Source organism: Robertmurraya mesotrionivorans (genome assembly GCF_050971805.1).
Classification (GTDB): domain Bacteria; phylum Bacillota; class Bacilli; order Bacillales; family Cytobacillaceae; genus Robertmurraya_A.
Window position 1 is genome coordinate 38,542 of record NZ_JBPCCH010000028.1, and the last position, 11,936, is coordinate 50,477.

Below are 11,936 nucleotides of genomic sequence, written 5' to 3' on the forward strand. Positions count from 1 at the left end.
TCATAAATTATTGGTGTAATTTTAATTTTGAACAATTTAATTTTATAAAATATAAATAAAGTAGTCAATGTACAAATTGTGAAAAAAAGCATGCGAATCAGCCGCATGCTTTAAAACTTTGCATCTAATAAACGATGCTTACTTTTAACTTTTTCTATCTTTTCTTTTGTTTCGTTTGTTTGATCTAATTTCGTTTCCTGCTGTGGATCCGGAATTTTATTCTCTTTTTTAAACTCTTCATTCGTTTTCATTTGTTCTATTTCTTTTCCAAGGTTCTTCATTTCTTTCATATCCTCAGCCATGGAACTGTTCTGAGCAACAACGTTTTTGGCCTTTTGATTTGTTTTCATGATTATCACCTCGATACTCTTTACCCGAGATGGACAAGCGGTAAACATAAAAGAAAAATGTAGTTCTATTTGACTGTTCGAGCTTGTTTCCTCCTCCAAGTGGCAATTAGAACCCTTCTATTTGACCGCTCAAGCCTGTTTCCTTCACCAATGGGCAGTAGAACTCTTTTATTTGACGATTCGAACTTGTTTCCTTCCCCAACGGGCAATTAGGATCCTTCTATTTGACCATTCGAAGCGTTACTCTGCTCCAACGGGCAATTAGGAGCTTGCCCAACCATATCTATATAAAAAAGGACTGGCACTCTAGCCAGCCCTCCTTTTATTATCGGTTTAACAAGCTACCAACATAACGAAGCAGTTCGTTTGCAGAGGTAGAATTATAGCCGTGCTCATCAATTAATCTTGCTACTACTTCATTAACCTTTTTCAGCTGTTGCTCATCTGGTGTCTTTGTGGAGGTTGTAATTTTCACAACATCCTTTAAGTCAGCAAACAGCTTCTTCTGAATCGCTTCACGTAGACGATCGTGAGAATTGTAGTCAAAACGCTTGCCCTTTCTTGCATAGGCTGAGATACGAATTAAGATTTCTTCTCGGAATGCTTTTTTCGCATTTTCAGAAATACCAATCTGCTCTTCAATGGAACGCATAAGTTTCTCATCTGGATTGATTTCTTCACCAGTTAGTATATCGCGGAGCTTCGCCTTATTACAGTATGCCTCTACATTATCCAAGTAATTGTCCATAAGCGTTTTTGCAGACTCTTCATACGAGTATACAAATGCTTTTTGGACTTCTTTTTTCGCAATGTCATCATACTCCTTGCGAGCAAGCGAAATATAATTTAAATACTTCTCTTTTAACTCTGGAGTAATTGATGCATGTTGATCTAAGCCCTCTTTTAAAGAACGAAGAACATCCAGTGCATTAATAGAAGACATTTCTTTTCTAATAATTGTAGAAGAAATACGATTGATTACGTAACGAGGGTCAATTCCACTCATTCCCTCATCCGCATATTCCTTCTTCAACTCATCTACATCAGCACTTGAGAAGCCTTCGACATTCTCTCCATCGTAAAGACGCATTTTCTTCACTAAATCAATGTCACCTTTTTTCGGTTCCTTTAATCGAGTTAGGATGGTGAACATGGCAGCAACTCTTAAAGTATGTGGGGCTATATGAACATGTGATACATCACTTTCACCAATCATTTTTGCGTAAATTTTCTCTTCCTGACTTACTTTTAAGTTATAAGGAACAGGCATAACGATAATACGTGAGTGTAATGCTTCGTTTTTCTTATTTGAAATAAACGAGCGATACTCCGTTTCATTCGTATGAGCCACAATTAACTCATCTGCTGAAATGAGTGCAAAGCGACCGGCTTTGAAATTCCCTTCTTGTGTGAGAGAAAGTAAGTGCCATAAGAATTTCTCATCACATTTTAACATCTCCTGGAACTCCATCATACCTCGATTGGCTTTATTTAATTCTCCATCAAATCGATAAGCTCTCGGATCAGATTCTGATCCATATTCAGCAATGGTTGAAAAGTCGATACTACCTGTTAAGTCTGCAATATCCTGTGATTTTGGATCGGATGGACTGAATGTTCCAATCCCCACACGCTTATCTTCAGAGAAGAAAATACGCTCGACAATGACATCCTCAATTCTTCCGCCATACTCCTGTTCCACTCTCATCGTATTTAAAGGAGACAAATTCCCTTCAATTCGAATACCATATTCATCGTAAAAATCTTTTCTTAAATGGTGCGGAATGAGATGTAATGGATCTTCGTGCATCGGACAGCCTTTAATCGCAAAAACAGCGCCTCGTTCTGAATGCGAATATGCCTCTAATCCACGCTTTAGCATTGTAACTAAAGTGGATTTCCCTCCACTAACTGGTCCCATAAGCAAAAGAATTCTCTTTCTAACATCTAAACGTTTGGCAGACGGGTGAAAATATTCCTCGACTAATCTCTCTAACGACTCCTCTAAACCAAATAACTGGTTACTGAAAAATTCATATTTTTTACTCGTCCCGTCTTTTTCAATTCCAGCATCTTTGATCATATTATAAACGCGAGAATGTGCCGACTGTGCTACCCATGGACTTTCCTTCACAATTTCTAAATACTCTGCAAATGTACCTTCCCACTTTAACTTTTCCTCTTCTTGTCTAAACATTTCGATCTTTTTTAAGATATCCATATGGACCTCCCCTGTTTGAATGATCAGAGACGATTAATATAATCTATGCACCCGTACAAATGAACATGCCTAATGAGGGAGAGTAATATTGTCCTTTTTTAGAAACTCTTTAGGAACTTGGCTAAAAAATATCTCTTCAATTATTCACACTATGTTTGAAATAGGCTATAATAAGCCTATATGTAAACGTAATCTTTTGCAGAGGAGGCTACATACATGGGATTGCTTCTTATTTTAGGTGTTATGGTTGCATTTCTAGCTGCAATTTTTACTGCAGGATACGATGATAAGCCAGGTGTAAATAAGTAAGAAAAAGCTGCCGATTTCTATGGCAGCTTTTTTCTTGTTTTCCTCCTTTTAAAAAGGCCGTTCTATAATAGAACGGTCCCTTTATGTTAGGTGTAGATAGTTTTGCTGTCTTAATGCCTCATACACTAAAATAGCTGCCGTGTTTGATAAATTCAATGAACGTACATGCTCATCATTCATAGGAATTCTTAACGCTCGATCAAGGTTTTTCTCTCTCACCTCTTGTGGCAATCCAGTTGTTTCACGACCGAAGATGAAATAATATTCTTTTTCTGAATCACTATAATCAAAGGATGTATAGTTTTTCTTTCCAAATTTCGTTAAGTAGAAAAATTCCCCGCCTGCATTCTTTTCATAAAATTCTTCTAATGAATCATAGTAATGGATTGTTACCGCATCCCAATAATCTAATCCCGCACGCTTTAATTGTTTATCATCAGTTGAAAAACCAAGCGGTCGAATCAAATGTAGTGTTGTATCTGTTGCAGCACATGTACGAGCGATGTTCCCTGTATTAGAAGGGATTTGTGGTTGAAATAGTACGATATGGTTTGGCATGGTGTCACCTCTATAGTTAACTGTCAGAGGATATTATACCATTACTCTTTACTCAGAGCCAAAGCTCATACATCGTCATTAATTTGCAAAAAGATATATTTGATATTTGGTGTATATGCCGTTGAATCTTTATACGCCCAATATCTTTTTCTACTATTCGTTGTATGTGCGTTTACGAGCGGCATTCCGTCTGCATCCTTTGCTGTTACAATCGTCGTATGATTAAATCTCCCATCCCCCTCGAAGTCATAACAAATAATATCACCTAACTTCAATTCTTCTGGTCGATTCACTTCAACTGCCCGCAATCCTACCCTAGCATTCGGCAAATACCACCGGAAAGAGTGGGCAACTGTCCAGCTATACGTCCAACTATTATTTTGCATCCACCAGCCCTTTGATCGGTTAGGATACCCCGTCATCGGTGCCCCTCCAGCGCGAAGACATTGGGATATATAGTTCGTACAGTCGTTCGTAAACTTACTAAAGCGCGGATTATAACTGTTCCACCATGTTTCCGCATATTTCACAGCATTTAAACGGTCGTATTCAAAGCTCAGTCGTTCATCAAATACCTCATTAATACTTGCTTCTGCTTTTTTTACAGTAAAATCTGGGGAGAGTTCCTCATCATCAACCAATGTTCCTTTATAAAACTCCGCTTTTCTTTCCTCTATTTCTTCCTCTATATATAATGTTCCTTTATGGTTAATCAAGTATTGAAAGTGAACCTGGTAATAAACGTGAGCGATGTCTGCTATATACTCTATGTTCTGTATTTTGCCGCTAGCTTTGGCTTTAACAATTTCTCCTTCTCTCTCTGTTAGCCCTTGTTTCTTCATCTTTATTTTCTCGCATTCCTCGTTTGTATCTCGTGTTTTTGTTACACATTGCTTAACCCTTTTCTCGAGTAACACTTGAAGCTGTTTTCTCACCTTTTTCACTCCCTTCAAGTACAACATATGAAGAAGTTGAAAAAAAAATGAGAGTAACAAAGTACTCTCACTGAATGAATGATAATCCTTTATTTATTTCGTCAAGAACCTCTTGGTCCTCTTCTTTTTGCTTTGCAGTCAATAGTGCATCCATTGCTATAGTTCCACCAATTTTCCCTAGTGCCCAAGCAGCCGTTCCTCTTAACACTGGTCTTGGATCCTTTTTCATGACTTCGATTAAATCCTCAACAGCTGTCTCATCCTTATAATGAGCAAGTGCGATAATGGCATTTCTCTGAATCGGCTTTTTCCCACGCCAAGATCCCGATACATGTCCGAATTTTTCTTTGAACTCCCGATTACTCATGAAAAGTAAAGGGCGTAAAAGGGGTTTTGCAATCTCTGGATCAGCTTCCATTTCTTCATGAAAATGAATATCCTTTCCTTTATTTTCAGGACAGACCGTTTGACATGTGTCACAACCGTACAATCTATTTCCAATCTTTCCTCGAAATTCGTCTGGCAGAAACCCTTTCGTTTGTGTTAAAAAGGCAATACATTTGTGAGAGTTTAGTTGCCCGCCTTGGACAAGTGCTCCTGTTGGACAAGCATCTACACATTTATTGCAATCTCCACACCCATTTTCAATCGGTTGATCTGGTTCAAGCGGGAGATTCGTGATCATTTCCCCTAAGTATACGTAGGAGCCAAACTCTGGAGTAATAATAGCACAATTCTTCCCACTCCAGCCAATCCCTGCACGTTCTGCTACGGCTCTATCAGAAAGCTCTCCTGTATCCACCATTGATTTAACATGGGCTGCTGGAACTCTCGATTGGATGTAGTCCTCGAGTTTATTTAAGCGCTCACGAAGTACTGTATGATAATCCGTTCCCCAAGAAGCTCTACAGAATATGCCTCTTCTCTCTCCTTTTTTGCTTGCCACTCTCGTCTTCATTTTAGATGGATAGGCAATTGCAATGGAGATAATGGAAGCAGCCTCTGGTAAAAGCAGAGATGGCTCGACTCTTTTATTAATATCTGGCTCTTCAAAACCCGACTGATACTCTAGCTCTTGTTGCCTTACAAGTCTGTTTCGTAACTCAGAGAACGTCGATGCTGATGTAAATCCAATTTTATCAATTCCGATCGTTTTGCTATATTCAATAATATCTATTTTTAATTGATGATAATTCAAGCGTCATTCACCTCGTTCCATACTTACAAATACGAAATCACTGCATTCTATGATAAACTATTTTAAACACTTTTTGGAGGTGGAAAGTTTGGAAATAACGATTTCTCCTGAGCTGCTGGCACTTGTCCCAGGTTTTAAAATGGGCGTCATAACATATAAAGACATTGAGGTTGGATCCTCCCCACAAATGCTTAAAGGTAGACTACAGCTTTTTCAAGAATCATTATTTTTCGACTTAGAAGAGAAGCAACTATCTGACCTTAAGGGAATTAGTGAATGGAGGTCTATTTTCAAGAAAACTGGTAAGGACCCTAATCGCTATCGTCATTCAGCTGAGGCTTTATACAGACGTGTCAAAAAACAAAATTACATACAAAGTATTAACAGTGCCACAGATTTAAATAACTTCCTCTCATTGAAGTATGAGATTCCTTTAGGTATCTATGACCTTAGTCAGCTTAGTGGGGACATTATTATTAGAATGGGAACGGAAGATGAAGTATACGAGGGTCTTAATGGGCGTAGTAATTCCCTTCATCAGTTAATCATTTCCTCCGATGAAAAAGGCGGGTTTGGCAGTCCTTATGTTGATTCTCTGAGATCTGCTGTCACGGAAGCAACTAGAGATGCACTACACCTGATTTATTTACGTCCGTCTATAACAGTTGATGAAGGACAACTTTTGACACAATCCGTTATGAACATGTTTACACAAATTCATGGTGGGGTTGGAGAATGTCGAGTGATTGGTAATTAAACAGTAATTTTACTCCCCTGTGATTGACAGGGGAGTTGTCTTTTAGAAGTCAAAATTATCAGGGTCTGGACCGACTCTTTTATTTTGATTTAATTCATTGATCCGCTTCATATCTTCTTCTGAAAGAACAAAATCAAATAGTGACGCATTTTCAATGATTCGATGTGTTTTTGTTGATTTTGGAATCGTCACAACACCGTTTTGAAGATCCCACTTCAATATGACTTGTGCAACAGTCTTCCCATACGCTTGTCCTATTTCCTGTAGAACAGGGTTGTTTAGCAACTCTCCTTGCATCAATGGAGACCAGGCTTCAAGTTGAATATGATGCTGCTGGCAAAATGCTTTTAGCTCCACTTGCGTTAATCGAGGGTGGTATTCGATTTGATTAATCACAGGAATAACACTAGCAACTTTCAATAACTCTTCTAAATGGTGAATTTGAAAATTACTTACTCCAATTGCTTTTACTTTGCCTTCATTATAAATTGTTTCAAGTGCCCTCCAAGCCTCTTTATATTTTCCTTCCACCGGCCAATGAATCAAGTATAAATCCAAGTATTCTAAACCTAGTTTCTTTAAACTTTCTTCATACGCCAAAATAGTAGATTCATAGCCTAAATCCGCATTCCATACTTTTGAGGTAATAAATAAATCCTCTCTAGTGATCCCTGCTTCTTTCATTCCTTCTCGGATGCCCTCTCCAACACCAGCTTCATTTCCATAAATCGAAGCTGTATCAATACTTCTATACCCATGACGTATAGCTGTTTTTATTGCATGAACCAATTCTGGCCCGTCTTCTACTTTAAAAACACCAAGTCCAAACCAAGGCATGTTTACCCCATTATTTAAAGTAGTCGTTTCTTGTAAATGTTTATTAATCATCTATTAGCCCTCCATTAGATCTTTTTTTTCAAGAATTAGGCTTACACCAGTTAAAATGACAGCTCCAAATACCATTAACGAACCAATCCATGCGGTATGAATCAATCCTATCTGTTCGGTTATTATTCCGCCAACATAAGAACCAACGGCTATACCTGCATTAAAAGCAGCAATGTTTATAGCTGATGCAACATCTACTGCCCCAGGGACGAAGCGTTCTGCAAGCATTACGACATATACTTGAAGGCCGGGAACGTTCATAAAGGCAAAGAGCCCCATGAATAAAATTGTTAGTATACCCACCACTTTGAACGGTGCAGTAAAGCTTAATATGAGGAGAATCACTGCCTGAATGAGAAACATATAAAATAAAGACTTGAGCGGTTTATGATTTGCTAGTCGACCACCTATGACATTTCCAAGCGCAATGGCAATACCATATACGAGTAAAACGACAGCAACTAATTCCTCTTTAATACCTGTAATACTTTGAAGCAATGGAGTTAAATACGTAAATACTACGAATGTCCCTCCATATCCTAATGCCGTAATAATGAACATTAGTAACAAACGTCCATTTCTTACTAAGTTTAACTGCTCACGGAATGTTGTTTTGTTCCCTTTGGGTAGTTCGGCCGGAACGAGGATGCTATTTGCAATTAAGGCTATTATTCCGACAATAACAATAGCAACAAATGCTGATCGCCAACCGACCTGTTGACCGATAAAGGTACCGATAGGAACTCCGGTAATTGTTGCAACCGTTAGCCCTGTAAACATAATGGAAATGGCACTAGCACGACGGTTTTCTGGAACTAGGCTCGCTGCAATCGTAGAGCCAATTGACATAAATACACCATGGGAAAATGCTGATAATACTCTTGCTGCAAGTAAAACACCTATTGATGTTGCTGAAGCTGCTAGACTATTCCCGATTATAAAAACCAGCATAATCCAAAGTAGTAGCTTCTTTTTCGACATACTCGAAGTAATCGAAGTTAAAATTGGGGCACCTACCGTGACTCCTAGTGCATATAAAGAGACTGTTAGGCCAGCCATTGTAACAGATATTTGTAAATCCTTTGCAATGAGAGGAAGCAACCCAACACTAATAAATTCGGTTGTCCCAATCGCAAAAGCACTAATTGCTAATGCTAATAAAGCAAATGTACTTCTCTTTCTATCTAACTTCATTATTTCCCTCCTATTTTTTACCGTTGATATGATTCCTTGGTGTATTTCATCAACAAATGCTATTATGATTCATAGAGTTCAATTAGGAAAGAACGCACTTTTAAGTGATATAGATACCTTTTAGTAAGGTAGGTACTTTTTAGTGCCTATAGGAAGGAGAATAAAAGTGGAGAAAAAGAAGTACAACATAGGTGTCGAAGCCACATTAGAGGTGATTGGGGGGAAATGGAAATGCGTCATTCTATGCCACCTTACACATGGAAAAAAGCGAACAAATGAACTAAAGCGATTAATGCCAAATATTACTCAAAAAATGTTAACACAGCAATTACGTGAGTTAGAGGAAGATGGAGTCATCAAACGAATTAGTTATAATCAGGTTCCTCCTAAAGTGGAATATGAACTCAGTGAATATGGAAAAAGTCTACAATCAATTTTGGATTCGCTATGTGCATGGGGAGAATCTCATATTACAAAGGTATACGGAGATAAAAATGAGGTTTTAGAGGAAAGTATATTAAATCAAAAATAGTTTTAGATGATCAAAATCCCCGTTTACTATAAGAACGGGGGATTAAAAAAACGCAGTACAACGTTTTTATAAACGGCATACTGCGTTGCTTATATGTATGGAGCGGGTGATGAGAATCGAACTCACGACATCAGCTTGGAAGGCTGAGGTTTTACCATTAAACTACACCCGCAAATATGTGATTCATATTTGGTACTTTTATATAATACAAAGATTCCTAAAAAAAATCAAGTATTTTGTCGAACTTTTTTTCATGTAAGGACAAAGCGTATTTTTCCCTATTGTTCTTGTTAAAAGATGTACATTCTCATAAAATAAGAAATAGAATATATCGCGCTAGGAGGGGCACATGGATGAGTGAACTTTTTCAAGGTCTACTGATTAATTTATTATTCATTCTTCTATCCATTTTGCTACTCAACTTATTAATCCTAGCCAAACACAATATTTATACCTATCGATTTGGCAAGCTGCACCTCTTCCTTTTGTCTTCCCTCTTAATGATTGTTAGTATTCTTTTGTCTGTTAAAGTTGATGAAGGCTTTGTTTATGACTTGCGCTTCATCCCTTTTCTACTTGGATGTATCTACGGTGGCAGACCCATTATATTAGGTTTGGCTAGCGTCATGATCCTAATCCGACTCCCCTTTGGTGGAAACGGTATTTGGGTTACCATTATTCTTGCAGTCATCTACACAGTTGTTATGATTTATATGTATCCAAATTTATTAAAAAAGCCTCTTTATAGCCGACTATTTCTTTTTACTTTTCTATCTTTTTTATATTCAGTGGTAGGTTTTTTAATTCCATCTATTTTATTTGATTTTGATCAGACCTTTTCTTATTTCATCTATGTAATGGTCCTAACAGCTTCTACATTTTTTGTTTGTTACTTGTGTGAAGTACTTCGAACCTTTCATCTTTTGCAAATGGAATCGATTAAGTTTGAAAAAATGGAAACGGTCAGCCATTTAGCTGCTAGTATTAGTCATGAAGTACGAAATCCATTAACGGTTGTGAGAGGATTTTTACAATTAGTACATGAACATTCGGATACGCCTGAGGATTGTAAAACCTATACTTCTCTTGCCATTGCCGAAGCAGATCGTGCATCGGAGATTATTAATGAATATCTCACCTTTGCTAGACCACATCCTGAAGTGGAATTGCCACTCGACTTGGAACAAGAGATTCAAAAGTGTGTTGAAATCATTCGTCCCCTTGCCAACAAACAAGGAATAACGATTGAAACAGCTTTTTTACATAACCACCCGATAACTGGTGATCCACATAAATTCCAGCAAATACTGCTGAATATCTCGAAAAATGGTATCGATGCTATGAAATCTGGAGGTATATTATTTTTGTTCACGAAAGAGAATGAGAATGGTGTCCATCTAAGTATTACAGACACTGGTATTGGTATGACATCAGAACAAGTCGCCAGATTAGGTGAGCCGTTCTTTTCATTAAAAGGTAACAAGGGGACTGGTTTAGGAATGATGGTCGTATTTCGTATTGTCGAAAGCATGAGGGGCACTGTGCATGTGGATAGCAAACCGATGAAAGGTACAAGAATTACCCTTTCCTTTCCTATCGATGAAACCTCTAATACATAAAATGAGCTCCTACCGGATGGTAAGAGCTTTTTTATGTAACCTAATTTAATTTCTTCAACATGGAATAGGTTAAAATAGGAGAACTATTAGGTCTATGTACAATTTCTTCATCGAAAATGGTATATCCAATCGAACGATATAAGCTTATATTTTTTGGAACTGTCGCTCTAACTTTGCAAAATATAGTTGTTAATCGTTCTTGGGTTCCGATGTCTTCCAATGATGATATTAATTTCTTTGCAATTCCAGTCCCCCTCATTTCCGGGATAACAGATAGTCTATAGAAATATAAGCTATTTTCTTTCACCTGATACCGTACCATTCCAACTGGCTGATCGTTAAGATAACAAATTAAGCTTTTTCCTCCTGAGCTCATATCTATTAAAATAGATTCTTCTGTTTCATCTAGTGCGCTTGATGGTGGCAGAGCATTCCTATATTCTTGAAATGCCTTATGCATTAAATCAAGTATAATTTGGACATCGGATTCTTCAGCAAATTTAATTTTCACTTTATCAGTCCCTTTCAAAATATATATGAAAATTTTATAGAGAGTAAAATTATTATGCAAATAAAAAAGATCCTTAAAACTTAAGCAAAATTTTCTTATATGTATTACCAAAATTGACTTAAGTTTATATATCCCTTAAACTTCTATTAATTCTTGAAAGTATTATTTGAATGGAAAGGATGTTTGAAATTGAGTGAGGAACAGCAATCTATACCGACCTACTCTCTTAAGGAAAAGGCAGTATCTTTTCTTCAGCTCGTAGCCTCTGGGAAAGTTCGTGAAGCATATGAGAAGTACATAGAATCTGACTTTCGTCACCACAATCCCTATTTCCGTGGCGATGCGGATTCATTTAAGCTCGCGATGGAAGAGAATGCAGCACAGAACCCCAACAAGATACTTGAAGTCAAACTTGCTATTCAAGAGGGCGATACAGTAGCCGTTCATTCCCATGTGAAGCAGAATCCAGAGGACCTTGGAGGAGCTGTTGTACATATCTTTCGTTTCCAAAATAGCCGCATCGTTGAAATGTGGGATATAGGTCAACCTATACCAGAGGATTCCCCTAATGAAAACGGAATGTTTTAAACAAAAAAATCCTCACAAATCTTGATTAAAATAAGATTTGTGAGGATTTTATCTTTTTAGATACCGGTGGTCGGGGTCGAACCGACACTCCAGAGGAACACGATTTTGAGTCGTGCGCGTCTGCCAATTCCGCCACACCGGCATAATTTAATTGTAAGGACTGCTATTTTGCTTTGCAAAAAGCATTGGATATTTTACTTTCGTAAAAATCCTTGGTGCCGAGGACCGGAATCGAACCGGTACGGTAGTCACCTACCGCAGGATTTTAAGTCCTGT

12 protein-coding genes and 2 tRNA genes are annotated in these 11,936 nt (G+C 37.7%); 4 read left to right on the forward strand and 10 right to left on the reverse strand.

Going from position 1 to position 11,936, the window contains the following annotated elements:
- Positions 1-110 precede the first annotated feature (110 nt).
- The 5 genes from ACRX5O_RS23155 to queG form a co-directional block, all read right to left on the reverse strand.
- A complete protein-coding gene (locus tag ACRX5O_RS23155; RefSeq protein ID WP_433908107.1) occupies positions 111-350 on the reverse strand; it encodes a hypothetical protein in 240 nt (79 codons plus the stop codon).
- A 325-nt stretch (positions 351-675) separates the two neighbouring features.
- Positions 676-2,571 carry a PrkA family serine protein kinase gene (locus ACRX5O_RS23160; RefSeq protein WP_119707055.1) on the reverse strand — a complete coding sequence of 632 codons (1,896 nt, stop codon included), beginning with the start codon at positions 2,569-2,571 and terminating at the stop codon, positions 676-678.
- Between the two features lie 390 nt (positions 2,572-2,961).
- On the reverse strand, positions 2,962-3,438 hold the full coding sequence (trmL, locus tag ACRX5O_RS23165) for a tRNA (uridine(34)/cytosine(34)/5-carboxymethylaminomethyluridine(34)-2'-O)-methyltransferase TrmL (protein WP_119707053.1): 477 nt from the start codon (positions 3,436-3,438) through the stop codon (positions 2,962-2,964).
- A 65-nt stretch (positions 3,439-3,503) separates the two neighbouring features.
- Positions 3,504-4,373, reverse strand: a complete 870-nt coding sequence (locus ACRX5O_RS23170; RefSeq protein ID WP_433908108.1) for an amidase domain-containing protein — start codon at positions 4,371-4,373, stop codon at positions 3,504-3,506.
- 67 nt (positions 4,374-4,440) lie between these two features.
- Complete coding sequence (gene queG, locus ACRX5O_RS23175) at positions 4,441-5,571, reverse strand: tRNA epoxyqueuosine(34) reductase QueG (protein WP_433908109.1); 1,131 nt, start codon at positions 5,569-5,571, stop codon at positions 4,441-4,443.
- Between the two features lie 88 nt (positions 5,572-5,659).
- On the opposite strand from queG, the gene ACRX5O_RS23180 reads away from it, so the two are divergent.
- Entirely contained in the window at positions 5,660-6,328 is a 669-nt protein-coding gene (locus tag ACRX5O_RS23180) for a B3/B4 domain-containing protein (protein WP_433908110.1), read from the forward strand.
- 42 nt (positions 6,329-6,370) lie between these two features.
- On the opposite strand, the gene ACRX5O_RS23185 is transcribed toward ACRX5O_RS23180, so the two are convergent.
- Together ACRX5O_RS23185 and ACRX5O_RS23190 are read right to left on the reverse strand one after the other, a co-directional pair.
- The gene (locus tag ACRX5O_RS23185; RefSeq protein WP_433908117.1) at positions 6,371-7,213 is read right to left on the reverse strand and encodes an aldo/keto reductase; all 843 of its coding nucleotides are present in this window, start codon (positions 7,211-7,213) and stop codon (positions 6,371-6,373) included.
- A gap of 6 nt (positions 7,214-7,219) precedes the next feature.
- Positions 7,220-8,410 (reverse strand): MFS transporter, encoded by a 1,191-nt coding sequence (locus ACRX5O_RS23190; protein ID WP_433908111.1) that lies wholly within the window; start codon positions 8,408-8,410, stop codon positions 7,220-7,222.
- Between the two features lie 166 nt (positions 8,411-8,576).
- On the opposite strand from ACRX5O_RS23190, the gene ACRX5O_RS23195 reads away from it, so the two are divergent.
- Positions 8,577-8,942: a winged helix-turn-helix transcriptional regulator gene (locus tag ACRX5O_RS23195; RefSeq protein WP_433908112.1), complete on the forward strand. Its 366-nt coding sequence runs from the start codon at positions 8,577-8,579 to the stop codon at positions 8,940-8,942.
- Positions 8,943-9,040: 98 nt separating this feature from the next.
- Here ACRX5O_RS23195 and ACRX5O_RS23200 read toward each other — a convergent pair.
- Positions 9,041-9,114, reverse strand: a tRNA-Gly gene (locus ACRX5O_RS23200).
- Between the two features lie 181 nt (positions 9,115-9,295).
- Between ACRX5O_RS23200 and ACRX5O_RS23205 the strand changes: the two genes are divergently transcribed.
- Positions 9,296-10,561, forward strand: a complete 1,266-nt coding sequence (locus tag ACRX5O_RS23205; RefSeq protein WP_433908113.1) for an ATP-binding protein — start codon at positions 9,296-9,298, stop codon at positions 10,559-10,561.
- 40 nt (positions 10,562-10,601) lie between these two features.
- Here the strand turns inward: ACRX5O_RS23205 and ACRX5O_RS23210 are convergent, their stop codons facing one another.
- Positions 10,602-11,072, reverse strand: coding sequence for a GNAT family N-acetyltransferase (locus tag ACRX5O_RS23210; protein WP_433908114.1), 471 nt, complete (start codon positions 11,070-11,072; stop codon positions 10,602-10,604).
- Between the two features lie 189 nt (positions 11,073-11,261).
- On the opposite strand from ACRX5O_RS23210, the gene ACRX5O_RS23215 reads away from it, so the two are divergent.
- Positions 11,262-11,660: a nuclear transport factor 2 family protein gene (locus ACRX5O_RS23215; RefSeq protein ID WP_433908115.1), complete on the forward strand. Its 399-nt coding sequence runs from the start codon at positions 11,262-11,264 to the stop codon at positions 11,658-11,660.
- A 61-nt stretch (positions 11,661-11,721) separates the two neighbouring features.
- Here ACRX5O_RS23215 and ACRX5O_RS23220 read toward each other — a convergent pair.
- Positions 11,722-11,802: transfer RNA gene (locus ACRX5O_RS23220), tRNA-Leu, on the reverse strand.
- Positions 11,803-11,936 lie beyond the last annotated feature (134 nt).